General features: G+C 64.5%; 18 protein-coding genes and 1 pseudogene. 9 read left to right on the plus strand and 10 right to left on the minus strand.

Annotated elements, in window-relative coordinates; all coding sequences use genetic code 11:
* From Q0L25_RS05270 to Q0L25_RS05280, 3 genes and pseudogenes are all read right to left on the minus strand, one after another.
* A pseudogene (locus Q0L25_RS05270) lies at nucleotides 1–330 on the minus strand (hypothetical protein); the annotation flags it as partial.
* Between the two features lie 246 nt (nucleotides 331–576).
* On the minus strand, nucleotides 577–1,722 hold the full coding sequence (locus tag Q0L25_RS05275) for an acyltransferase (RefSeq protein ID WP_296612239.1): 1,146 nt from the start codon (nucleotides 1,720–1,722) through the stop codon (nucleotides 577–579).
* Nucleotides 1,723–1,726: 4 nt separating this feature from the next.
* The gene (locus Q0L25_RS05280) at nucleotides 1,727–2,362 is read right to left on the minus strand and encodes a 2OG-Fe(II) oxygenase (protein ID WP_296612241.1); all 636 of its coding nucleotides are present in this window, start codon (nucleotides 2,360–2,362) and stop codon (nucleotides 1,727–1,729) included.
* Between the two features lie 450 nt (nucleotides 2,363–2,812).
* Between Q0L25_RS05280 and rpoB the strand changes: the two genes are divergently transcribed.
* The 3 genes from rpoB to Q0L25_RS05295 all read left to right on the plus strand — a co-directional run bounded on the left by rpoB (nucleotide 2,813) and on the right by Q0L25_RS05295 (nucleotide 13,940).
* A complete protein-coding gene (gene rpoB, locus Q0L25_RS05285) occupies nucleotides 2,813–6,931 on the plus strand; it encodes a DNA-directed RNA polymerase subunit beta (RefSeq protein WP_296612243.1) in 4,119 nt (1,372 codons plus the stop codon).
* Nucleotides 6,932–7,114: 183 nt separating this feature from the next.
* A complete protein-coding gene (gene rpoC / locus Q0L25_RS05290; protein WP_296612244.1) occupies nucleotides 7,115–11,389 on the plus strand; it encodes a DNA-directed RNA polymerase subunit beta' in 4,275 nt (1,424 codons plus the stop codon).
* Between the two features lie 250 nt (nucleotides 11,390–11,639).
* Entirely contained in the window at nucleotides 11,640–13,940 is a 2,301-nt protein-coding gene (locus Q0L25_RS05295) for a TonB-dependent receptor (RefSeq protein WP_296612246.1), read from the plus strand.
* Nucleotides 13,941–14,012: 72 nt separating this feature from the next.
* On the opposite strand, the gene Q0L25_RS05300 is transcribed toward Q0L25_RS05295, so the two are convergent.
* Together Q0L25_RS05300 and Q0L25_RS05305 are read right to left on the minus strand one after the other, a co-directional pair.
* Nucleotides 14,013–14,495 (minus strand): DUF2846 domain-containing protein, encoded by a 483-nt coding sequence (locus tag Q0L25_RS05300; RefSeq protein ID WP_296612247.1) that lies wholly within the window; start codon nucleotides 14,493–14,495, stop codon nucleotides 14,013–14,015.
* Complete coding sequence (locus tag Q0L25_RS05305) at nucleotides 14,492–15,133, minus strand: hypothetical protein (RefSeq protein ID WP_296612249.1); 642 nt, start codon at nucleotides 15,131–15,133, stop codon at nucleotides 14,492–14,494. Before Q0L25_RS05305 ends, Q0L25_RS05300 begins: the two co-directional genes overlap by 4 nt.
* A gap of 160 nt (nucleotides 15,134–15,293) precedes the next feature.
* On the opposite strand from Q0L25_RS05305, the gene Q0L25_RS05310 reads away from it, so the two are divergent.
* The 5 genes from Q0L25_RS05310 (at nucleotide 15,294) to Q0L25_RS05330 (ending at nucleotide 18,605) form a co-directional block, all read left to right on the plus strand.
* Entirely contained in the window at nucleotides 15,294–16,226 is a 933-nt protein-coding gene (locus tag Q0L25_RS05310; RefSeq protein WP_296612250.1) for a metallophosphoesterase, read from the plus strand.
* A 29-nt stretch (nucleotides 16,227–16,255) separates the two neighbouring features.
* Nucleotides 16,256–16,636 carry a cupredoxin family copper-binding protein gene (locus Q0L25_RS05315; RefSeq protein ID WP_296612252.1) on the plus strand — a complete coding sequence of 127 codons (381 nt, stop codon included), beginning with the start codon at nucleotides 16,256–16,258 and terminating at the stop codon, nucleotides 16,634–16,636.
* A 16-nt stretch (nucleotides 16,637–16,652) separates the two neighbouring features.
* Nucleotides 16,653–17,258: a sigma-70 family RNA polymerase sigma factor gene (locus Q0L25_RS05320; protein ID WP_296612254.1), complete on the plus strand. Its 606-nt coding sequence runs from the start codon at nucleotides 16,653–16,655 to the stop codon at nucleotides 17,256–17,258.
* Nucleotides 17,255–17,989, plus strand: coding sequence for an anti-sigma factor (locus tag Q0L25_RS05325; RefSeq protein ID WP_296612256.1), 735 nt, complete (start codon nucleotides 17,255–17,257; stop codon nucleotides 17,987–17,989). Before Q0L25_RS05320 ends, Q0L25_RS05325 begins: the two co-directional genes overlap by 4 nt.
* A 112-nt stretch (nucleotides 17,990–18,101) precedes the next feature.
* Nucleotides 18,102–18,605 (plus strand): DUF1993 family protein, encoded by a 504-nt coding sequence (locus Q0L25_RS05330; RefSeq protein ID WP_296612257.1) that lies wholly within the window; start codon nucleotides 18,102–18,104, stop codon nucleotides 18,603–18,605.
* Nucleotides 18,606–18,644: 39 nt separating this feature from the next.
* On the opposite strand, the gene Q0L25_RS05335 is transcribed toward Q0L25_RS05330, so the two are convergent.
* The 5 genes from Q0L25_RS05335 to Q0L25_RS05355 all read right to left on the minus strand — a co-directional run bounded on the left by Q0L25_RS05335 (nucleotide 18,645) and on the right by Q0L25_RS05355 (nucleotide 23,050).
* Nucleotides 18,645–20,402: a phospholipase D-like domain-containing protein gene (locus tag Q0L25_RS05335; RefSeq protein WP_296612259.1), complete on the minus strand. Its 1,758-nt coding sequence runs from the start codon at nucleotides 20,400–20,402 to the stop codon at nucleotides 18,645–18,647.
* A gap of 68 nt (nucleotides 20,403–20,470) precedes the next feature.
* Nucleotides 20,471–21,082, minus strand: a complete 612-nt coding sequence (locus Q0L25_RS05340; protein WP_296612261.1) for an ATP-binding cassette domain-containing protein — start codon at nucleotides 21,080–21,082, stop codon at nucleotides 20,471–20,473.
* On the minus strand, nucleotides 21,072–21,755 hold the full coding sequence (modB, locus tag Q0L25_RS05345; RefSeq protein ID WP_296612262.1) for a molybdate ABC transporter permease subunit: 684 nt from the start codon (nucleotides 21,753–21,755) through the stop codon (nucleotides 21,072–21,074). The genes Q0L25_RS05340 and modB overlap by 11 nt, the downstream gene beginning before the upstream one ends.
* 175 nt (nucleotides 21,756–21,930) lie before the next feature.
* Nucleotides 21,931–22,701, minus strand: a complete 771-nt coding sequence (modA, locus tag Q0L25_RS05350) for a molybdate ABC transporter substrate-binding protein (RefSeq protein WP_296612264.1) — start codon at nucleotides 22,699–22,701, stop codon at nucleotides 21,931–21,933.
* A 31-nt stretch (nucleotides 22,702–22,732) separates the two neighbouring features.
* Nucleotides 22,733–23,050, minus strand: a complete 318-nt coding sequence (locus tag Q0L25_RS05355; RefSeq protein WP_296612267.1) for an antibiotic biosynthesis monooxygenase — start codon at nucleotides 23,048–23,050, stop codon at nucleotides 22,733–22,735.
* Nucleotides 23,051–23,156: 106 nt separating this feature from the next.
* On the opposite strand from Q0L25_RS05355, the gene soxR reads away from it, so the two are divergent.
* Nucleotides 23,157–23,597 carry a redox-sensitive transcriptional activator SoxR gene (gene soxR, locus Q0L25_RS05360; RefSeq protein ID WP_296612269.1) on the plus strand — a complete coding sequence of 147 codons (441 nt, stop codon included), beginning with the start codon at nucleotides 23,157–23,159 and terminating at the stop codon, nucleotides 23,595–23,597.

Below are 23,597 nucleotides of genomic sequence, written 5' to 3' on the forward strand. Positions count from 1 at the left end.
GGCCGGCGCCGATCGCGCCGCCGAGGCGGTCCGCGTATGCGTCACCGTCCGCGTGGTCCGCGTCGCGGTGCGCGTCGTAGTGGCGGCACGCGGCGCCGGCGCCGCGGCAGGTTCGTCGGTCGTCGACGCTGCCGCCGTACCATCGGGCACGGTACGAACGACCGGTGGGATCGGCACGGTCGCCGATGCCGGCGGCGTGACGATCACCGGCTGTGCGGGTGCCGTCTGCGGCGTCGTATCCTGCGCGAATACGGGGGTTGAGACGAGCGCGGTAGCGACCAGCAGGGGCGCCAGTGCGCGGGCTTTGCGGGGGGCGAATTGCTGTTTCATGACGCTGTCAAAATGAGTGGAACCCGCCACCGGTTCCTCGTTTCGTCGCCGTCCGGCCGAGGTCATTTTTGCGATGAGCCGAGCAACCCGTTGAGCAACTTCGACAAAATTGGGTCATTCTTGACGAATGGAGGCTCATACGGAACGCCGGCACCGGCGACTTTCGCAAATATCCGATCTTCACAGGCTGGAGCAGGAAGAGGTTTTGGTGACGCCTGACGATCGCGGTGTGAGTCGGGCGCCGGATCAGGCGGCGCCGTCGAGCCCCGCCGACGGATGGATTTCACGCCGCTCGCGTCGTGGGGCAAAGCGGCGCGCGAGCCAACGGCGCGCCGGCAGATCATAATAGCGCTCGGCCACCGCCGCGATTGCGATTGTCACGGCGATATACAACGCGACGCCCGGCACGCCGAGCCTGGTCACCGACAAACCGAACCGGTGCAGCGTGAAATTGAGCGCGAGCAGGATGGGGAAATTGAGAATGTAGATTCCATAAGCGCTGCGCCCGGCGAAATTGCACAACGGCGCCAGCCAGCGAGGCGCTGGACCAGCCGATGCGAATACCAGCGCCGGCATCGCCAGGACCGCGATCAGGTCGAACGCCGGGCTGCCGTGGGCCGGCCGCATGCTCATGAAGGCGAGCATAGCGAGGATCGACGCCCACCAGGGCAGGCGCACCCAACGGAACTTGCCTGCCGCCCATAGCCGATAGGCCGCGACGCCCGCGAAAAAGCCGTAGACGACGCGCAACGCCCCGACGTGGAAGGTCTCAAACGCTCCCCCGCCTTCGAGCTTGGTGGGCAATGACAGCCCTAGGCCGAGCAGGGCGATCCCGATCACCACGAATACGGCAAGCAGCCGGTTGGTGAGCCGCGGCCCCAGCGTCGACCAGACTACGTTGATCACCAATTCCCACCACAAGGTCCAGGTCGTGCCGTTGAACGGATACGGATGGTGACCATGCCAGCTGAGCCGCGGGATGATCGGAAGCAGAAGCGCGGATGCGACCAGAGACGCGGCGAACTGGAGCGGCTCGGATATCCCGGAGCGGCCCATCATCGCCAATAGCGCGCCGACCGCGATCGCCAACGACAACAGGTATAGCGGATAGACGCGGATCAAGCGTAGCCGCATGAATCCCCCGCCGCCCAGTCCACGCCGCAACTCGCCCTCATAGGCGTAGCTGAGCACGAACCCGCTGATGGCATAGAACATGTCGACGACGAAATAGACGCCCGGCAGTATCCTCAGCACGTGCTCGCCCAGGCAATGATAGAGCAGGATCGCCAGCACGGCCACGCCGCGCAGCCCGTCGATCGTATGGAACAATGGCGGCTGCGAGGGAGAGGGCGCGAGCGATTTGCCGCTCGATAGCGCGATGGCGTCTGTCACGCCCTCACGCGGCCGGCGGGAGCAGCGGCGGCCAGGTCGCCAGCGCGACATGCCGCGCGCGGTCCGCTTCGACCCATGGCCCCCGTGCCCATCCGGTGAAGCTGGTGCGGGGCCCGCCCGCGGTCACCGCCGCCACCTGATGCTGCAAGTCGAGGCCGAGGCGGAACACGGCCAGCGAGCCAAGCACCCCGGCATGATAGGCGAACATCGGCTCCCGGGTCGATCTGCGTCGCAACTCGAACCGGCCGCCTTCATATGGCTCGGTCGTCAGGTTGACGACCATCGCCAGTCGCCGAATGCCGAGCCCGGCGTCGCGGTGCCAGCCGAGATTGTTCCCCGCCAGCATCTGAACCAAATGACCCTCGATATGCATGACCGGATCGCAGCCGGTTAATTGCTCGAGCCAACGCATGAACACGGGGCGGCCCAGCGCGAGGCAAAAGGGCAGACCGGACGGCACCGACAGATCGTTGCCGCGCAGACCGAATTCCTGCAGATTCACTTGCCGGAACGGCGCCTTAGCCGCGACGTCCATCAGCGAGTGGAGCAAGTCGGGAGCGAACACGTCGTGGAACACCGCTCCGCCCTGTCTGGCAATGGCATCGGCAATCGCGGCATTGGTCGCGGCATCGGCGAGCATTGTGGTTTCCTTGACGCCAATGCGTATCGGTGACCGGAACACCCTCGCCTCGGGATAGGGCACCTCGCCGGCTGGCCTCGCTTGTGCCGTCATCCCCGGTTGCCCCCGCCCCACCTCGAATCGCGCTGGTTCGCCCGACTCTATCGCGAAAATGGGTTATAGACTGCTCCGACAAGCGTAAACCCGTCGCGCCCACGGTAAATCTGCGGGCGGCGGTTTGACACTTTCCAACACGCTACCTATATCGCGCTCCTCACCACAGCTTTCGGGAAATGACACGGAGTCGCGCACCGGGTCGATCGAATTGAAAGCTGACGGTTCATACGACGCTGGAAGCTGCCCGTCCACGGCCGGAAACGGAAGTTGGATGCGCGGCTTTTTTGCGTCGCGATGCGTGCCCGCCTCGGGGATCCGGGGCACGAATTTTAAGCTGACGAGGCAAACACCCACATGGCGACCAAAGCGATCGAAGGCACCGCGAAGCGGCGCATCCGCAAGGTTTTCGGCAACATCCACGAAGTGGTGCAGATGCCGAACCTGATCGAGGTTCAGCGCGAATCCTACGAACAGTTCCTGCGCAGCGATCCGTCGATCGGCTACGTCTCCGGTCTCGAAAAGACCCTGCGCTCGGTCTTCCCGATCCGCGACTTCGCCGGCACCGCCGAGCTCGACTTCGTCAATTACGAGCTCGAGCCGCCGAAGTTCGACACCGACGAATGCCGTCAGCGCGGCATCACTTATGCGGCGCCGATGCGCGTCACGCTGCGCCTGATCGTGTTCGAGGTGGATCCGGATACGGAAGCCCGCTCGGTGCTCGATATCAAGGAGCAGGACGTCTACATGGGCGACATGCCGCTCATGACCGAGAACGGCACCTTCATCGTCAATGGTACCGAACGCGTCATTGTCAGCCAGATGCACCGCTCGCCGGGCGTGCTGTTCGACCATGACCGCGGTAAGACCCACGCCTCGGGCAAGTATCTGTTCGCGGCGCGCGTGATCCCCTATCGCGGCTCGTGGCTCGACTTCGAGTTCGATGCCAAGGACATCGTCAACGTCCGTATCGACCGCAAGCGCAAGCTGCCGGTCACGGCGCTGCTCTATGCGCTGGGCCTGACGTCCGAGGACATCCTCAACTATTTCTACAACCGCGTGACCTTCGTCCGCGGCCCGAACGGCTGGCAGATCCCGTTCCAGCCGGAGAATTGGCGCGGCGCCAAGCCGATGTTCGACATCGTCGACGCCAAGTCCGGCGAGGTCATCTTCCCGGCCGGCCAGAAGATCAGCCCGCGTGCCGCCAACAAGGCGCAGAAGGACGGTCTCGAGACCCTGCTGATCCCGACCGAGGAAATCTTCGGCCGCTATTCGGCCTACGACCTGATCAACGAGCAGACCGGCGAGATCTATATCGAAGCCGGCGACGAATTCTCGGCCGAGAATCTCGAGAAGCTCGACAAGGCCGGGATCGATCGCGTCGAATTGCTCGACATCGACCACGTCTCGACCGGTCCGTGGATCCGCAACACCCTCAAGGCCGACAAGGCCGAGGAACGCGAGCAGGCGCTGAGCGACATCTATCGCGTCATGCGTCCTGGCGAGCCGCCGACGCTGGAGACCGCCGAGGCGCTGTTCGCCGGCCTGTTCTTCGATCCGGAGCGCTACGACCTGTCGGCCGTCGGCCGCGTCAAGCTCAACATGCGCCTCGACTTGGATGCCGAGGACACGGTCACGACGCTCCGCACCGAGGACATCCTCGCGGTGGTCAAGACCCTGGTCGACCTCAAGGACGGCAAGGGCGAGATCGACGATATCGACAATCTCGGCAACCGCCGCGTCCGCTCGGTCGGCGAGCTGCTCGAGAACCAGTATCGCGTCGGCCTGCTGCGCATGGAGCGTGCGGTCAAGGAGCGCATGTCGTCGGTCGACGTGTCGACCGTCATGCCGAACGACCTGATCAACGCCAAGCCCGCGGTCGCCGCGGTGCGCGAGTTCTTCGGTTCGTCGCAGCTGTCGCAGTTCATGGACCAAACCAACCCGCTCTCCGAAGTGACGCACAAGCGTCGCGTCTCGGCGCTCGGGCCGGGCGGCCTCACCCGCGAGCGTGCGGGCTTCGAGGTCCGCGACGTCCATCCGACGCATTATGGCCGCATCTGCCCGATCGAGACGCCGGAAGGCCCGAACATCGGTCTGATCAACAGCCTCGCGTCGTTCAGCCGCGTCAACAAATACGGCTTCATCGAGACGCCGTACCGCAAGGTCGTCGACAACAAGGTGACCAGCGAGGTCGTATATCTGTCGGCGATGGAAGAGGCCAAGCACACGATCGCGCAGGCCAATGCCGAGACCGATGCCGACGGCAGGCTGACTGAGGAGCTCGTCTCCGCGCGTCAGGCCGGCGAATTCCTGATGGCGCTGCCCGAGAACATCACTTTGATGGACGTGAGCCCCAAGCAGCTCGTGTCGGTCGCGGCGTCGCTCATTCCGTTCCTGGAAAACGACGACGCCAACCGCGCGCTGATGGGATCGAACATGCAGCGCCAGGCGGTGCCGCTGGTCCGTGCCGAGGCGCCGTTCGTCGGCACCGGCATGGAAGAAACGGTGGCGCGGGACTCGGGTGCGGCGATCGCCGCCAAGCGTGCGGGCATCGTCGACCAGGTCGATGCTACCCGTATCGTGATCCGTGCGACCGGTGAGGTCGAGGCCGGCAAGTCGGGCGTCGACATCTACACGCTGATGAAGTTCCAACGCTCTAACCAGAACACCTGCATCAACCAGCGTCCGCTGGTGAAGGTGGGCGATGTGGTCAATGCCGGCGACGTGATCGCCGACGGCCCGTCGACCGAGTTTGGCGAGCTGGCGCTCGGCCGGAATGCGCTCGTCGCGTTCATGCCGTGGAACGGCTACAATTATGAGGACTCGATCCTCATCAGCGAGCGTATCGTCAAGGACGACGTCTTCACCTCGATCCATATCGAGGAATTCGAAGTCATGGCGCGCGACACCAAGCTCGGGCCGGAAGACATCACCCGCGACATCCCGAACGTCGGCGAGGAAGCTTTGCGCAACCTCGACGAGGCGGGCATCGTCTATATCGGTGCCGAGGTCGAGCCGGGCGACATCCTGGTCGGCAAGATCACGCCGAAGGGCGAAAGCCCGATGACGCCGGAAGAAAAGCTTCTGCGCGCCATCTTCGGCGAGAAGGCCTCCGACGTTCGCGATACCTCGCTGCGCGTGCCTCCGGGCGTGCAGGGGACCATCGTGGAAGTCCGCGTGTTCAACCGCCACGGCGTCGACAAGGATGAGCGTGCGCTGGCGATCGAGCGCGAGGAGATCGAGCGTCTCGCCAAGGACCGCGACGACGAGCAGGCGATCCTCGACCGCAACGTCTACAGCCGTCTTGCTGATCTGCTTGAAAACCGTCAGGGTATTTCCGGCCCGAAGGGCTTCAAGAAGGACACCAAGATCACCCGCGCGGTGCTCGACGAGTATCCGAAGTCGCAGTGGTGGATGTTCGCGTCGCCGAACGACAAGCTGATGGCCGAGATCGAGGCCATGCGGAAGCAGTACGACGAATCGAAGAAGGGGCTCGAGCAGCGCTTCCTCGATAAGGTCGAGAAGCTGCAACGCGGTGACGAATTGCCGCCCGGCGTGATGAAGATGGTCAAGGTCTTCGTCGCGGTGAAGCGCAAGATTCAGCCCGGCGACAAGATGGCCGGCCGTCACGGCAACAAGGGCGTGGTGTCGAAGATCGTTCCGATTGAGGACATGCCGTTCCTTGAAGACGGCACTCACGCCGACATCGTGCTCAATCCGTTGGGCGTGCCGTCGCGCATGAATGTCGGTCAGATTCTCGAGACGCATCTCGGCTGGGCGTGCGCCGGTCTCGGCAAGCGCATCGGCCAGACGGTGGATGCCTATCTGTCGAAGCAGGACGTCAAGCCGCTCAAGGAGACCTTGAAGAAGGTCTACGGCGAGAACGAAACCATCAAGTCGCTCAACGACAACGAATTGGTGGAGCTTGGCAGCAATCTGCGCAAGGGCGTGCCGATCGCGACGCCGGTGTTCGACGGCGCCAAGGAAGCCGACATCGAGGAGATGCTGGAGCTTGCTGGCGTCGACAAGTCGGGTCAGTCGGTGGTGTACGACGGCCGCACCGGCGATCAGTTCGATCGCAAGGTGACGGTGGGCTACATCTACATGCTCAAGCTGCACCACCTGGTCGACGACAAGATCCATGCGCGTTCGATCGGCCCGTACTCGCTCGTCACCCAGCAGCCGCTGGGCGGCAAGGCGCAGTTCGGCGGCCAGCGCTTCGGCGAAATGGAGGTCTGGGCGCTGCAGGCGTATGGCGCTGCCTATACGCTGCAGGAGATGCTGACGGTGAAGTCGGACGACGTGGTCGGCCGCACCAAGGTCTATGAGGCGATCGTCAAGGGCGACGACACGTTCGAGGCCGGCATCCCGGAGAGCTTCAACGTGCTCGTCAAGGAAATGCGCTCGCTGGGTCTGAACGTCGAACTCAAGAACGACGAAGCCGACCCGAACGCGCTGCCCGAGGCGGCGGAGTAAGCCACTCTAGCCCTCTCCCGCTTGCGGGAGAGGGTTGGGTGAGGGTCTTCTTTCTTCTTCTTTCTCATTGCGCCGATCGAAGAAGGAAGAAGGCCCTCACCTTCCCACCGCCTGAGGGCGGCGGGCCCCTCCCTCTCCCGCAAGCGGGAGAGGGGAAAGAATTTCAAGGAAGGGTTCATTCCCATGAACGAACTGACCAATTTCGCGAACCCGGTCGCCAAGCCGGAGACCTTCGACCAGATCCAGATCGGGATCGCGTCGCCGGATCGTATCCGCTCGTGGAGCTTCGGCGAGATCAAGAAGCCTGAGACGATCAACTATCGCACGTTCAAGCCCGAGCGTGACGGCCTGTTCTGCGCGCGCATCTTCGGTCCGATCAAGGACTATGAATGCCTGTGCGGCAAGTACAAGCGCATGAAGTACAAGGGCATCGTCTGCGAGAAGTGCGGCGTCGAAGTTACCGTCTCGAAGGTCCGCCGCGAGCGCATGGGCCATATCGAGCTGGCCGCCCCGGTCGCGCACATCTGGTTCCTGAAGTCGCTGCCGTCGCGTATCGGCCTGCTGCTCGACATGCAGCTCAAGCAGCTCGAGCGCGTGCTGTACTTCGAGGCCTATATCGTGATCGAGCCCGGCGTGACGCCGCTCGAGCGCTTCCAGCTGCTGACCGAGGACGAGCTCCTCGAAGCGCAGGACGAATATGGTGAGGACGCCTTCACCGCCGGCATCGGCGCCGAAGCGGTCCGCATCATGCTCGAGCAGCTCGACCTCGAAGGCGAGCGTGAACAACTTCTCCAGGAGCTGGCGACGACCAAGTCGGAGCTGAAGCCCAAGAAGATCATCAAGCGCCTGAAGGTCGTCGAGAGCTTCATCGAGTCGGGCAACCGTCCGGAATGGATGATCCTCGAAGTCGTACCGGTCATTCCGCCCGAACTGCGCCCGCTGGTGCCGCTCGACGGCGGCCGCTTCGCGACGTCGGATCTGAACGACCTGTATCGCCGCGTGATCAACCGCAACAACCGCCTCAAGCGCCTGATGGAGCTGCGCGCGCCGGACATCATCGTCCGCAACGAAAAGCGCATGCTGCAGGAAGCGGTCGACGCGTTGTTCGATAACGGCCGTCGCGGCCGCACGATCACCGGCGCCAACAAGCGTCCGCTGAAGTCGCTCAGCGACATGCTCAAGGGCAAGCAGGGCCGCTTCCGCCAGAACCTGCTCGGCAAGCGCGTCGACTATTCGGGCCGTTCGGTCATCGTGACCGGTCCGGAGCTCAAGCTGCACCAGTGCGGCCTGCCCAAGAAGATGGCGCTCGAGCTGTTCAAGCCGTTCATCTACGCCCGCCTCGATGCCAAGGGTCTGTCGATGACCCTGAAGCAGGCGAAGAAGTGGGTCGAGAAGGAGCGCAAGGAAGTCTGGGACATCCTGGACGAAGTGATCCGCGAGCATCCGGTTCTGCTGAACCGCGCGCCGACGCTCCATCGCCTGGGCATCCAGGCGTTCGAGCCGGTGCTGATCGAGGGCAAGGCAATCCAGCTTCACCCGCTGGTCTGCTCGGCGTTCAACGCCGACTTCGACGGCGACCAGATGGCCGTGCACGTCCCGCTGAGCCTCGAGGCGCAGCTGGAAGCGCGCGTCCTGATGATGTCGACCAACAACATCCTGTCGCCGGCCAACGGCAAGCCGATCATCGTGCCGTCGCAGGACATGGTGCTGGGTCTCTATTACCTGTCGATGCTCAAGGAGAACGAGCCCGGCGAAGGCATGCTGCTGGCCGACATGGCCGAAGTGCACCAGGCCCTCGAAGCCGGCGCCGTGACCCTGCACACCAAGGTGATCAGCCGCGTCCCGCAGACCGATGAGGAAGGCAAGACCTACCTCAAGCGCTACGAGACGACCCCGGGCCGCATGCTGCTCGGCGAGTGCCTGCCCAAGTCGCACAAGGTGCCGTTCGACACCGTCAACCGCCTTCTCACCAAGAAGGACGTCGGCGACGTGATTGACGAGGTCTATCGTCACACCGGCCAGAAGGAGACCGTGCTGTTCGCCGACGCGATCATGGCGCTCGGTTTCCGTCACGCGTTCAAGGCGGGCATCTCGTTCGGCAAGGACGACATGATCATCGCGCCGGACAAGGACAAACTGGTCGACGAGACGCGCGAGCAGGTGAAGGACTTCGAGCAGCAGTATCAGGACGGCCTGATCACGCAGCAGGAGAAGTACAACAAGGTGATCGACGCCTGGTCGCGTTGCGGTGACCAGGTCGCCAACTCGATGATGAACGAGATCAAGGCGGTGAAGAAGGATCCGGAGACGGGTCGTGAAATGCCGATCAACTCGATCTACATGATGGCGCATTCGGGTGCCCGCGGTTCGCAGGCGCAGATCAAGCAGCTCGCCGGTATGCGCGGCCTGATGGCCAAGCCGTCGGGCGAGATCATCGAGACCCCGATCATCTCGAACTTCAAGGAAGGCCTGACCGTCCTTGAGTATTTCAACTCGACCCACGGCGCCCGCAAGGGCCTCGCGGACACCGCGTTGAAGACCGCCAATTCGGGCTACCTCACTCGCCGCCTGGTCGACGTGTCGCAGGACTGCGTCGTCATGGAGGAGGATTGCGGTACCGAGCGCGCGCTCGAGATGCGCGCGATCCTGCAGGGCGGCTCGACCATCGCGTCGCTCGGCGAGCGCATCCTGGGCCGCACCACGGCCGAGGACGTGGTCGACAAGGACGGCACGGTCATCATCCCTTCGGGCACGTTGCTCGACGAGGCGGCAGTCGCGAAGATCGAGGCCACCGGCATCCAGGGGATGAAGATCCGCTCGCCGCTGGTCTGCGAAGCCAAGATCGGCGTCTGCGGCAAGTGCTATGGGCGTGACCTCGCCCGCGGTACGCCGGTGAATATCGGCGAAGCGGTCGGCGTCATCGCGGCGCAGTCGATCGGCGAGCCGGGCACCCAGCTGACCATGCGTACGTTCCACATCGGTGGCGCGGCGCAGCTCAACGAAACGTCCAACCTGGAGGCGCATGCCGACGGTACGGTCGAGTTCCGCGACCTGCGTCTGATCGTCGATCAGCGTGGCCGCCGCGTGGTGCTGAGCCGCTCGGGCGAGATCGCGATCAAGGACATGGACGGCCGCGAGCTCTCGGTCGATCGCATCCCCTACGGTGCGTACGTCATGTTCGACGATGGCCACATCGTCAGCAAGGGCGACCGCATGGCCGAGTGGGATCCGTTCACCATGCCGGTGATCACCGAGACCGGCGGCACGGTGAAGTATCAGGACCTGCTGGAAGGCAAGACCCTGACCGAACAGGCCGACGAAGCGACGGGCATCACCCAGCGCGTCGTCACCGAGTATCGCGCCTCGACCAAGTCGAAGGAGGATCTGCGTCCGCGCATGACCCTGACCGGTGCCGATGCCAACGAAGCCGCACGCTACATGCTGGCGCCGGGCGCGGTGCTGTCGGTCGACGACGGCGCCACCGTCCAGGCCGGTGACGTGCTTGCCCGTGTCGCTCGCGAGTCCGCCAAGACCCGCGACATCACCGGCGGTCTGCCGCGCGTCGCCGAACTGTTCGAAGCCCGCAAGCCCAAGGAAAACGCGATCATCGCGAAGGTCTCGGGCCGCGTCGTGTTCGGCAAGGACTACAAGGCCAAGCGCAAGATCGGGATCCAGCCCGAGGATGGCGGCGAGGTCGTGGAGTATCTGATCCCGAAGTCGAAGGTGATCGACGTCCAGGAAGGCGACTACGTCAAGCGTGGCGACAATTTGATCGGCGGTTCGCCCGATCCGCACGATATTCTCGAGGTGCTCGGCATCGAGCCGCTCGCGGAATATCTCGTGTCGGAAATCCAGGAAGTCTATCGACTCCAGGGCGTGAAGATCAACGACAAGCACATCGAGGTGATCGTTCGCCAGATGCTGCAGAAGGTCGAGATCACCGACGGCGGCGACACCACGCTGCTCGCCGGCGAACAGGTCGATCGCACCGAGATGGACGAGACCAACGAGAAGCTCGCCCCCGGCCAGCAGCCCGCCCAGGGCAAGCCGGTCCTGCTCGGCATCACCAAGGCGTCGCTGCAGACCCGCAGCTTCATCTCGGCGGCGTCGTTCCAGGAGACCACCCGCGTCCTCACCGAGGCGGCGGTCCAGGGCAAGCAGGACACGCTGATCGGCCTCAAGGAGAACGTCATCGTCGGCCGTCTCATCCCCGCCGGTACCGGTGCGGGCATGAACCGCCTGCGCGTGGCGGCCTCCAGCCGCGACGCCGCGCTCCGCGTCCAGCAGCGTGCGCTGCAGGAAGCGCTGATCGCGCCGAACTCGGCGGCCGAGGAGCGCGCCGCAGAGCTGGCGCGTGACGTGCGCGACGACACCGGCAGCGATGCGCTGGCCCGTGTCGCCCCGAGCGGCCACGGCACCGACGCCGATGCCGGCGAGTATCTGAACGAAGGCGAGTGATCGCCCGGTTCAGCACTTAGGCTGGCAGTGAAATACCGCCGTCCGGGAGACCGGGCGGCGGTTTTCTTTTGCCCGGGCGATATTGTTGCATGGTGGCATCAGGCCTTCGCTATTCGTGAGCCTTTCCACTTTCTTGCCCTGGGTTAGTCTTTTGGGGCCATGACGGCCATGTTACGACTTTGTGCAAGATCCGGGACACACGGATTCGATCGTGGCGGGGAATGCCGACCTTCGACTCCAAGGGGATTTCATGACCTCAAAGCCCAACCGAGCGCTTACGCGCCTCTTGCTCGCCGGCACGGCGCCCGCCCTGTTCCTGATCGCCGTCACGCCCGCCGCCGCGAAGATCGACGAGCCCAAGCCCGCCGCCACCCCCGACGCCGCGCCGCAGGACGACGCCGCCACGTCCGCGGACAAGGGCCTGGGCGATATCGTCGTCACCGCGACGCGCGTGTCGGAATCGTCGAAGAACGTGCCCGTCGCGGTCACAGCGATCACCGGCGAGAAGCTCGCCGTGATCAACTCGGGCGGGCTCGACATCCGCTTCCTGTCGTCGCGCACGCCCAGCCTTCAGGCGGAATCGTCGTTCGGCCGCACTTTCCCACGCTTCTACATCCGCGGCCTCGGCAATACCGATTTCGATCCCAACGCCGCGCAGCCGGTGTCGGTGGTCTATGACGACGTCGCGCTCGAAAACGCGATGCTCAAGTCGTTCCCGGTATTCGATCTCAAGTCGGTCGAAGTGCTGCGCGGGCCGCAGGGCACCCTGTTCGGCCGCAACACGCCCGCCGGCGTGATCAAGCTCGATTCCGCCAAGCCGACCGACGACAAGGTCGGCGGCTATGCCAGCGCGAGCTGGGGCACGTTCAACACGGTCAATGCCGAAGCGGCGCTCAACCTGCCGCTGGGCGGCGGTTTCGCCTTCCGCGCCTCTGGCCTGCTCCAGCGGCGTGACGATTGGGTGACCAACACGTCTACCACCGGCTTTGCCGACAAGAAGCTGGAGGGGTATCGCGACCTCGCCGGCCGGTTCCAGCTCGGTTATTCAAGCGGCAATTTCAACGCGCTGGTCAATTTCCACATCCGCGATCTCGACGGCACGCCGCGCGTGTTCCGCGCCGGTCTGTTCAAGCAGGGCAGCAACGATTTCTCGCCCGGCTTCGACCCCGCCAAGGTCGCGCTCGACGGCTATACCAGTCAGAGCATGACGCAATGGGGTACCAACCTCCGGCTCGATTATCATTTCGACGGCGTGGGCACGCTCTATTCGGTCACCGCCTATGAGAAGGCCAAGGTCGAAAGCACCGGCGATATCGACGGCGGCAACAATTACGTTTTCCCCGCGCTCGGGCTGAACAACGCGCTGTTCCCGTCGAACACCGGTGGGATCACCCGCCCGGCGGAGTTCAGCCAGGAACTGCGCTTCGTCAGCGACCGGTTCGACGGCTTCCAGCTGCAAGGCGGGCTCTATTATTTCCACCAAACGCTCAAATACCACGAATATGACTATAAATTCCCGGCCACGGGCAGCCGCGCGGCCGACCTCGACCAGGATCTTTTCCACGATAACAAGAACGAGAATTGGGGCGTGTTCGCTTCGGTCGAATACAAGCCCGTCGACAAACTCACGTTGCGCGCGGGCGGGCGCTATTCGCACGACCATAAAGACGACCTGATCACCGGCTATTCGCCCAATCTGTTCGGCGTCGTGCTGCCGAGCCGCGCCAAGGTGAGCGGCGGCGACTTCACCTGGGACGTCAGCGCGACATACGCCGTGTCGCCGCAGGTCAATCTCTATGCACGCGCCGCGACCGGCTATCTCGGCCCGGCGATCCAGGACCGCGTGACCTTCGGCAGCAGCCAAACCACGGCGGGCAAGCAGACCACCCTGTCGGGCGAAGCGGGCATCAAGGGCGAGACCGCGGATCGCACCGTGCGGTTCTCGTTCGACGGTTATTGGTGGCGTACCAACGATCTGCAGATCACCGCGGTCGGCGGCCTCTCCAATTCGGCGCATCTGCTCAACGCCAAGCGCGCGATCGGCTATGGCGTCGAGGCCGAACTCGACATGCGCCCAATCCCGCAATTGTTGCTGACCGCGAGCGGGAGCTACAATTTCACCGAGATCCAGGACCCGTCGATCACCGTCGGCGTGTGCGGATCTTTGTGCACCGTGACCGATCCGCTGGCGAGCCCGGGCCAGGCGATCATCGACGGCAATCGCCTGCCCCAGGCGCCGCGCTGGGTGGCGAACTGGACCGCACGCTATTCGATCCCGCTCGGCGACGGCCGCGAAATCTATGCCTATACCGACTGGGCCTATCGCAGCAGCATCAACTACTTCCTCTATGAAGCGAAGGAGTTCCGCGGGCGGCCGATGCTCGAAGGCGGGTTGAAGATCGCATATTCGACGCCGCGTTACGAAGTCAGCGCGTTCGCTCGGAACATCACCAACCAGTTCCGCGCGGTCAGTGCGATCGACTTCAATAACCTGACCGGCATGATCAGCGAGCCGCGGATCATCGGCGGCGCGTTCCGGGTAAAGTTCTGAAAGAAAGAGACATGAAAGACCCGGCCGCCAGAAGCGATTCCGGCGGCCGGGTCTCTTATTTGTCCGGCGATCTTACTTGTCGCCCTTCTTGTCGTCCTTGTCGTCCTTCTTACCGGCCCATAGGGTGAGGCCCTTGGCCTTCTTGGCGAAGGTTGCCTGATCCGACGGCGACAAGTTGGCGCGGCCCGCCATGATGCCCGCACCGATATTGCAGCGGACGAAATAGGTTTCGCCGGTTTCGACCTCGAGGTTCAGCTTGTCGGTCGCCTCACCCTTGGTGAAATAGAGATGCTTGCCGGGCGTCGCGCTGACGACGTGATATTTCCCTGAGCCAAGCCGCGCGATTTCCTTGTCGTCCTCATGCACGGTGCAGCCCAAGGCGGCGCCCATGATCGATCCGGGACGGAAGAAAACGACCTGGCCCATACCGGCGGCCGGCTGGCCCAGCGTGCCCGACTTGGTGGTGATCGCCGGACCGTCGGCGGCAATCGCCACACCCGTCCCGATTGTGACAGCGCCCGCTGCCAGCGCGATCGCGATAATCTTCTTGTTCATTGGCTCCCCTTTTCTGCCGTTGGAATGATGGTTGCGGGCGGCGTCCCACCGCATTGGGCAGTCACCGATTCCGGAATCGCGACATCGGCCGTGATCTTGGCATCTGCATGCGCTCCGTTGGGTACGTTCACTTCGCCACCGCTCATAAAAGCGAGAAACGGTCCCGCGACAGCCATGGCGACCGCAGCATTGGTGCTGTTATCCTTGCCGCGCACCGCAAATTTGAAATGGCCCAGCGGAATCCGCGTATCGCCGCATTGCAGGTAACGCGCTGCCAGGATCATCTCTCCGGCCTTGCCCATTCCCCGCGCCTTCGCGGCGTGGATCACTTCGCCCTGCCCCAGGGTTCCCGAAGGCAAAATGATTCTACCATTGCCGTCCAGCACGGGCGAGAGGAGCCGGATCGGAAAGGTTTCGCCGATTCGGCTAGTCTTCGAATTAAGCGGCGCGGCTACCTCGATCTCGACAGGCGTCATCGCCGCCACCCCACGCACTGGCGGCGCGGCCGTCGCAGGCAGCGGGACTGATGCCGGATTGGCCGGCGTGGCGGCCGGTGCGCTTTGCGGCGTAGTCTGCGCCACACCCTGAACCGCCGCCGTGGCGAACACCACGGCACACAGCACCACTCCGATTTTCATGCGCCCCCCCTGTACGCGCCATCTTGTCGCCGCAGCGCGCGCTGCGCAAGCGACAACCGGCACAAATTTCGCAGCGCGATGAAAGATTTCGATCGCCGCGGGAATAACCGTCCACCCACTGCCGTCTTGGCCATCGATCCCATTCGAAAGGCACCAGGGCATGACCGATGATCCACGCTTCCCCGACCGCCGCGAGGCGTTGAAATGCATGGCCTGGGCGGGCACCGGCGCGCTCTACGCGCTGAACGCCGGCATCGCTCGCAGCGCGATCCTGGACGGCGCCGGCGCGGGTGATGCACCGGCGGCGGACTTCACGTTCCTCCAGCTCAGCGACAGCCATATCGGCTTCGACAAGGCGGCCAATCCCGATGCGCGCGCGACCTATCGCGAGGCGATCGCCAAGGTGAAGGCACTGGCGGTCAAGCCCGACTTCATCATCCATACCGGCGACATCACCCAATTGTCGCGCGACGTCGAATTCGACGACGCGGACCAGATCCTGCGCGAGACCGGCATCCCCGCTTTCTTCGTCCCCGGCGAGCACGACATGGTCGACGAAGGCGGCGGCAAGGCGTTTCTCGATCGCCACGGTAAAGGCAGCAAGGGCGCCGGCTGGTTCAGCTTCGACCATCAGGGCGTGCATTTCGTCGGGCTGGTCAACGTTGCCGACCTCAAGCCCGGCGGCATGGGCAATCTCGGCGCGGCACAGCTGGCCTGGCTCAAGGCCGACCTGGCGGGCCGTAGTGCGTCCACGCCGATTGTGGTGTTCGCACATATCCCGCTCTGGACGGTCTATGAGCAATGGGGCTGGGGCACCGGCGACGCGCAAGCCGCTTTGACGCTGCTCAAGCGCTTCGGGTCGGTGACGATCCTCAACGGCCATATCCACCAGATCGTGCAGAAGGTCGAAGGCCAGATGACCTTCCACACCGCCCGCTCGACTGCTTTCCCGCAACCGGCGCCGGGCACCGCCCCCTCGCCCGGCCCGCAAGTCGTGCCGCCGGGCCAGCTCCGTTCGATGCTTGGCATCACCGACGTGACTTTCCGTCGCGGCGACCAGCGCATCGCGCTGATCGATTCCACTCTTGCCTGAACCTTTGGAGACTAGAGATGCACTCCCGTATGATGATCGCCGTACTCATTCCTGTCGCGGCGGTCATGACCTCGCTTGCCTCGGGCCGCGCCAATCCCCCTGTCGCGGCATCGGCCCGGGGCAAGACCTTGTCGGCTGTGCCCGCCAAGTCCGCCGGTCCGCTAGCGGTCCATATCTCCAACTTCACCTTCGGGCCGAAAATGGTGACGGTGAAGGTCGGCCAGACCGTCATCTGGACCAATGACGACGATATCCCGCATACCGTGGTGGCGACCGACAAGAGCTTCCGTTCGAAGGTGCTCGACACCGGCCAGTCGTTCAGCTTCACCTTCACCAAGCCGGGCCAGGTCGCCTATTTCTGCTCGCTCCATCCGATGATGACGGGCAAAGTGACCGTAACGGCGCGGTGAGACGGGGAGCGTAGAGGTGATCGGCGGCTTTCGCCCAAGACTGGTCGGCGGTCGGGACATGAAGCCCGGTCCCGAGCTGCGCTTTCGCGAGTTGATGCTGCCGCACCTCGACGCGGCCTATAACCTGGCGCGCTACCTGACCAACGACGCCGGCGTCGCCGAGGACGTGGCGCAGGAAGCCTTCCTACGCGCGTTCCGGTCGTTCGACACCTATCGCGGCGGCCCGCCCCGCGCCTGGCTGTTCGCCATCCTGCGCAATTGCTGGCGCGACAGGGTCGGCGAGCAGATCAAGCGCGAGCGCGTCGTCGTGTCCGATGCGAGCCTGTCCGAAGCGCAATCGGAGGCAATCGCCGCTGTTCCGGCTGACGGCGACACCCCGGAGGAATCGCTGGCCCGCGCGCGCGAGGTCGATACGGTACGGGGTGTGATCGCCGCTTTGCCCGAACCTTTTCGCGAAACCCTGATCCTGCGCGAGATGGAAGACATGTCGTATCGCGAGATAGCCTCGGTGACCGGCGTTCCGATCGGCACGGTGATGTCGCGGTTGGCGCGCGCCCGCGAGATGCTGGTGAAACTGTTGCTTCCGGCACGCGCTGCCTCGCAGCAGGAGCGCAAGGCATGACCTGTCCCGACCCGATGCTGCTCCACGCCTTGCTCGACGACGAGCTCGACGCCGCCAATGTCGCGGCGGTCGAGGCGCATCTGCGCACCTGCCCAGCTTGCGCGGCCGAATTCGAGCAATTGAAAGACCTCCACCAGATTATGGCCGACCCGGCATTGCGGCAGCCTGCACCTTCGAGCCTGCGCGACCGTATCGACGCCGCGCTGCCCGCCGCGCCGCATACGGCCAATCCGTGGCCCGCACGGCTCGGCTGGGGTGCTGGCGGCGCGATTGCCGCGGGGCTGGCGCTGACATTGGCCATCCCGCAGCAATCGGCAACGAGCGGGCTCGAGCAGCAGATGGTCGCAAGCCACGTCCGCTCGCTGCTCGCCGACCATCTGGTCGACATCCCGACCTCGAACCGCCACGTCGTCAAACCGTGGTTCAACGGCAAGATCGACTTCTCGCCGCCTACGCCGGACCTCAAGGCCGCGGGCTTCCCATTGGTCGGCGGGCGGCTCGATTATATCGGCGGCCGCGTCGTTCCGGCGATCGTCTATCGCCGCAACCTCCACACGATCAACGTCTTTGCCTGGCCTGCGGGCAAGGCACCGGCGGGCGAGACGATGGCGACGGACGGCTATACGCTCGTCCATTGGCGCCAGGGCGACCTCGATTTCTGGGCGGTGTCGGACGTCGCGGCGGGGGACCTCGACCAGTTCCGCGCGGCGTTCGTTGCCGCCACGCGCTGAATTTTTGGCGAAACGGTAAAAAACCGGCCGAGACGGGTTTTCATTTGCAACTGAGGTCTTATGTCCTCCCGCGGACGCCGATCGGCCGTCCGTTTCTCTAGGGGAGAATCCAGTGGCTACCGAACTTTACGCCCTCACCGCGCCTGTTTTCGTGCGCGCGCTGACCAATCTCGACAAGATCATCGACAAGGCCCGCGCCTTCGCCGCCGACAAGGGAATCGACGAGCAAGACCTGCTCGAAGCACGGCTGATCGAAGACATGGGCAATTTCATTTCGCAGATCCAGCGCGCGAGCGATTCGGCCAAGGGTTGCATGGTCCGGCTGGGCGGCGTCGAGAATGTCGTGATGGAGGACAATGAGGCGAGCTTCGACGACGTCAAGGCGCGTATCGCCAAGACGATCGACTTCGTGAAGTCGGTGCCCGCCGAGGCGATCAACGGCAAGGAAGATGCCGAGGTCGTGCTCAAATTCCCCAATGGCGAGTTCAAGTTTCCCGGGCGCGATTTCCTGATCGGGTTCGTTCACCCGAATTTCTATTTCCACGTCACGACCGCTTATGCGTTGTTGCGCATGAAGGGCGTGCCGATCGGCAAGATGGACTTCCTGGGCGGCTGATCGTCGCGGAGGCGGCCGGTGCCCGCTCGGCGCCGGCCGTCAGTGCCCGAACAGCAGCCGATCGCGCAGATACTGGCTGTCGGCCCGGTAATAGCGTTCGAACCAGGCCGGCTTACCGCTCAGCGCGGTCGGCTTGGCGAGCGTGAGCGGTGTCGCCTCGCCGGCCTTGGCGCCCTTCGGTTTGACCTTCGCATCCTTCATCTTCGAGCGGAAATGCAGGTGATCGAACAGGCGCACAGCCTCGATCGCATAGGCCGTGGCGACGATCGGATCCTGGATCATTACCAAATGATCGCCATTACCGCCCTCCCCGCTCGGCGAGAGGTTGGACGATCCGGTGAAGACCTTGGCGGTCGGCAGGCCGAAATCGGTGACGACGAACTTGTTGTGCAGGTTGATGCCTTTGCGGCCCTGCCACTCGGCCCCGAACGGCGGCGGCGCGTTCTTGGCGAGATAGCCGAAATCGACCACGCCGATCGTGCCGTCGGGCTTGTACACGTCGAGCCTGCTCGGTTTGGCCTCTGCTCCGGGCTTGGGCTCCGCGCTCGCCTTGTCGACCACGCCGTAGCTGAACACCGGCCGCTTCGCGAGACGATCGATCGCCGTCCGCACCGAGCCGCTCTTGGTCTGGTTGAGAAAGGCGATCGAGAAGAACACCGACGACGTGGCCTGATCGATCGCCGCGCCGACCGGCGACAGCCCTATTTCCTTGTCGGCATGCGGCGACAGCGCGATCTGGACGACTGGCTTGTCGGGCGTGGTGAAGGCGTACCATTTGCGGGCCATGTCCGATCCCGAGAACGTCTCCGGCTGATGGAACGCGGCATCGAAATAGTCGCCAAACAGTCCGGCGATGGCGGGATCGCTGAACAGCAGCGCATTGTTCGCCTGAATGTAGAAGCCGCGATAGCTGAAGTTGGTTGAGCCGAGCAGCACGCGTTGGGCCACGCCGTTGCGTCGCACGATGATCACCTTGTTGTGCTGCAGCCCATTGAAATGCATCCGAACGACCTGACCACCAGTGCTTGTCGACAGCCGCGCGGATGCCTTTCCTTCGGCGCCCGCTGGCTGGTTGTGGTCCTTGGGGCTATCGTCGATCACCGCGCGCAGCCGCGGCCCGAGCTTCTCGAGACGGTCGACCAGCCAGCCCAGATTCAAGTCATAGGCAAAGAAATCCACCGTCAGCGTCGTGTCCGCGACAGCCTCGTCGACCAAGGACTGCACGATCGCCGCCGCTTCGAAACCGAGCCAGGTATAGGGATTGTCGTCGCTCGGACTTGCCGGATCGAACGGGGGCGCGAAATCGAGGCCGGCGGCATTGGTCGCCGGCAGGATGTCGTCGCGATTCCCGAACTTGTCGCGATAGGCTTGGGACGATGCGAACGCCCGGGTGAAGCCGATATCGAGAAAACCCGGATGGGTGATGGGATTGAGGTTGATGTTGGCGACGAGTTGCGTGCCCGCAACCAACGACCCATCCGCCGGCATGTGCATCTTGGTCACGCGATAGGAATAGAGCCCGTCGATCGGATCATAGGGGAAATGGACCCAGCGAAACTTCTGAAAGGGCGCCTCGGTCGACGGGAATTGGACGTCGCCATTGATCTTGCTGCCTTCCGGATAGGAGAAGGCTAGGCGATTGCGCAACGGCGCGAACTCGGTCCCGCCTGGATGGAGGACCTCGATCGCGAAGCCGACGAAATCGGGTTCCGGCGCGTCGACGTCCATACCGATCAGGCACATGCGTTCGCCGCGCCACAATTTCAGGTGAAATCCGTCCTTGCTGGCGCTGTCCATCGCGTCGCCCCCCTGCCAGGTGAGATACGGGCCACTTTATCGCATCACACCATGACAGACCCGCGAATTCATGTCCGCATCGGATCGATCTCGACCATCGTCGTCGCCAGCCGCTCCGCCTGGGCTCGGTCATGGGTCACCATCAGGATCGGCAGGCGCAGCCGGTCGCGAATGTCGAGGATCGCGCGCTCCACCTCCTGCGCACGGTCGCGATCGAGCGAGGCGGTCGGCTCGTCGAGCAGCAGGAAAGCGGGGTCGCTGAGCAAGGCGCGACCGATCGCGACACGCTTCGCCTCTCCCCCCGATAGCGTCCGCGGCCAGCGATCGAGCAAATGGGCGATGTCGAGCAATTGGACGACATCCTCGATCGCTGCGGTCCGACCTGCGCCGTAGCCCAGGTTTGCCGCGACCCTCAGGTGCGGGAACAGCCGCGAGTCCTGAAAGACGTACCCCGCGCGCCGACGTTCGGGTGCGACATCGACGCCGGCGCCGAACAGCGCCACGCCACCGACCCGGATATGGCCGCGATCGGGCCGAAGCAGTCCCGCCACCATGTGGAGCACGCTGGTCTTGCCGGCGCCCGACGGGCCGAACAGCACGGTCAGGCCCTCACCGGTCTCCAGCCGCAGCGCGATCTCGGCATCGCCGAGCCGCTTCGAGATATCGAGGTCAAACGCCATGGACCATCGCCGCGCGCATCCGTCGCGCGAGCAATTCCGAGGCGACCAACGCCGCCAGCGCCACCGCGACCGACAATGCCGACAGCCGGAGCGCGATCGCATCGCCGTCGGGACGTTGCAGTGCGGCGTAGATCGCCAGCGGCAAGGTCTGGGTCTGCCCCGGCACGTTGGAGACGAAAGTGATCGTCGCGCCGAATTCGCCGAGCGACCGCGCGAAGCCGAGCACGGTCCCGGCCAGCACGCCCGGCAGGCTGAGTGGCAAGGTGATCGTCCGGAACACGCGCCACGGCCCCGCCCCCAACGTCCGCGCCGCGCCTTCGAGCCGGCGATCGACCGCCTCGATCGATAACCGGATCGCCCGCACCATGAGCGGCAACGCCATCACTCCGGCAGCGATCGCCGCACCGGTCCAGCGGAACAGCACACCGTTGCTCAAGAAACCGAATGGTCCACCAGGCGCGAAGGCGACCAGCAAAAACCAGCCCGTGACCACCGGCGGCACGACCAGCGGCAGGTAGACGATCGCTTCGATCAGGATCTTGCCCGGAAAGCGACCACGCGCGAGCAGCCAGGCGATCGCGAAAGCGATGGGAAGCGCCGCCAGCGTCGCGACCAGCCCGACCCGTAGCGACAGCGCGACGATGACCCATTCCTCGGAGGTCAAACCGCGCATTCCATTTCATCGTCACCCCGGACTTGTTCCGTGTTCGAGCTTCGGCTTGCCCCCGGCAAGCCAAGATCGTGTCCGGGGGACACGATCTCGCTCGAACACCAATCCTCCACAACGGAATCCAGCCGTTGTTGCACGTTGGATGCCGGGACAAGCCCGGCATGACGGCGTGGGGCCATCACTTTGCAGGCACCCCAAAACCAAACCGCGCGAAGATCGCACGGCCGCGCGGCGACAGCAGGAAGCGGCGGAAACCCTCGGCGTCCGGGTTGGTCGATCGCGCCAGCCGGGCGACCGGATACAGGATCGGCGGATGGCTGGTTGGCGGGAACACGCCAGCAACGCGTACTTTCGATGACGCCTTGGCGTCGGTCAGGTAGACGATCCCGAACGGCGCCGCGCCGCGTTCGACCAGCGCCAGCGCCGCGCGAACATTCTCCGCACGTACTATGTTGGGGGCGACCGCGGTCCAGGCGCCGAGCTTCTCCAGCGCCGTCTTACCGTATTTGCCTGCCGGTACGCTGTCGGGATCTGCCATCGCCAGCGGGCCGGCACCCAGCACCCGCGCGAGACGGGGGCCGCTCGTCGGAATCGAAGAATGCCGTCCTGCAGGCTCGACCACGACCAGCCGGTTGCCAACCAGATCGGCGCGCGTTCCCGGCGCGAGCAATCCCTTGGCCGCCAGCGCGTCCATCCACTCCTCATCGGCGGAGACGAACAGATCGCCCGGCGCCCCCGCCTCGATTTGACGTGCCAGGGTGGAGGATGCGGCAAATGAGATTACCGGCCGAGGGTGGCCCGCCCTCGCCCAGACATCCGCCGCGGCGGTCAGCGATTCCTGCAGACTGGCCGCGGCGAGAATGACCGGCGCTCGCGGAGATGGCCCGGCGCCGATCGACAGCGCGGCCAATCCGGCGAGGACGAGACGGCGCGTGAACGGCTGGATCATGCCGCCGCGCATACACCGCGCGGCGGACGCCTCAAAGCACGCGATAGGTGGCGATGTCGGCGCGGATTCCGTGCTTGGCGAAAAAGGCATTGCGATCGAAGCGCCGCTTCGCCTGATGGCGAGCGATCGCGGCGGCGACGATCGGAATAACTTCATCGCTTTCCCATTCGGCCACGGTCACGAAATTATACTCGCCGGGACCGCCGACCTGCTCGAGCAGGTCATGACGGACGAAGCCGGGCTGGGTACGCATCACGGCATCGGTTTCGTCGACCGCGTCGATGAACGCCTGACGCGCGGCATCCGGCACGATGAATTTATCGACGCGATAGAAGGGAGCGGTAGCCATGGACGATGTCTCCTGAGGATCGTGAACCCGGCGCCGAAGCGATTGCCGACGCCGCGAGACGCTCCTATGCAACCTCAAGTTTGGTTCAGGTCAAGGGGCTTTTCGCATGCAGGACATCCCGGCAATGCTGTCGGTCGGAGAGGTCGCGCGGCGCAGCGGCGTGGCGGTGTCGACGCTCCATTTCTACGAAGCCAAGGGCCTGATCAGCGCCGAGCGGTCGGGCGGCAACCAGCGCCGGTTCCGCCGCGGCGTGCTGCGCCGGGTCGCGGTGATCAAGATTGCGCAACGCACCGGCATCCCGCTCGGCGCGATCAAGGCCGCGCTCGACACGCTGCCCGCCGACCGCCCGGTCTCGGGAGAGGACTGGCGGCGCATGTCGGCGGCCTGGCGCGACGATCTCGACCATCGCATCGCCCAGCTCACCGCGCTGCGCGATCAGCTCGGCAGCTGTATCGGCTGCGGCTGCTTGTCGATGGAGGACTGTCCGTTGCGCAATCCGGCCGACCGCCTCGGCAAGCATGCCAGCGGTGCACGCCTGATCGAGTAG

The organism is Sphingomonas sp., assembly GCF_024508665.1.
Classification (GTDB): Bacteria; Pseudomonadota; Alphaproteobacteria; order Sphingomonadales; family Sphingomonadaceae; genus Sphingomonas.

Excerpts from the sequence above, each read along its gene's own strand:
- Q0L25_RS05280 (WP_296612241.1), bottom strand. The coding sequence starts at position 2,362 with ATGCTCGCCGATGCCGCGACCAATGCCGCGATTGCCGATGCCATTGCC.
- rpoB (WP_296612243.1), top strand. The coding sequence starts at position 2,813 with ATGGCGACCAAAGCGATCGAAGGCACCGCGAAGCGGCGCATCCGCAAG.
- rpoC (WP_296612244.1), top strand. The coding sequence starts at position 7,115 with ATGAACGAACTGACCAATTTCGCGAACCCGGTCGCCAAGCCGGAGACC.
- Q0L25_RS05295 (WP_296612246.1), top strand. The coding sequence starts at position 11,640 with ATGACCTCAAAGCCCAACCGAGCGCTTACGCGCCTCTTGCTCGCCGGC.
- Q0L25_RS05300 (WP_296612247.1), bottom strand. The coding sequence starts at position 14,495 with ATGAACAAGAAGATTATCGCGATCGCGCTGGCAGCGGGCGCTGTCACA.
- Q0L25_RS05305 (WP_296612249.1), bottom strand. The coding sequence starts at position 15,133 with ATGAAAATCGGAGTGGTGCTGTGTGCCGTGGTGTTCGCCACGGCGGCG.
- Q0L25_RS05310 (WP_296612250.1), top strand. The coding sequence starts at position 15,294 with ATGACCGATGATCCACGCTTCCCCGACCGCCGCGAGGCGTTGAAATGC.
- Q0L25_RS05315 (WP_296612252.1), top strand. The coding sequence starts at position 16,256 with ATGATGATCGCCGTACTCATTCCTGTCGCGGCGGTCATGACCTCGCTT.
- Q0L25_RS05325 (WP_296612256.1), top strand. The coding sequence starts at position 17,255 with ATGACCTGTCCCGACCCGATGCTGCTCCACGCCTTGCTCGACGACGAG.
- Q0L25_RS05335 (WP_296612259.1), bottom strand. The coding sequence starts at position 20,402 with ATGGACAGCGCCAGCAAGGACGGATTTCACCTGAAATTGTGGCGCGGC.
- Q0L25_RS05340 (WP_296612261.1), bottom strand. The coding sequence starts at position 21,082 with ATGGCGTTTGACCTCGATATCTCGAAGCGGCTCGGCGATGCCGAGATC.
- modB (WP_296612262.1), bottom strand. The coding sequence starts at position 21,755 with ATGCGCGGTTTGACCTCCGAGGAATGGGTCATCGTCGCGCTGTCGCTA.
- modA (WP_296612264.1), bottom strand. The coding sequence starts at position 22,701 with ATGATCCAGCCGTTCACGCGCCGTCTCGTCCTCGCCGGATTGGCCGCG.
- Q0L25_RS05355 (WP_296612267.1), bottom strand. The coding sequence starts at position 23,050 with ATGGCTACCGCTCCCTTCTATCGCGTCGATAAATTCATCGTGCCGGAT.
- soxR (WP_296612269.1), top strand. The coding sequence starts at position 23,157 with ATGCAGGACATCCCGGCAATGCTGTCGGTCGGAGAGGTCGCGCGGCGC.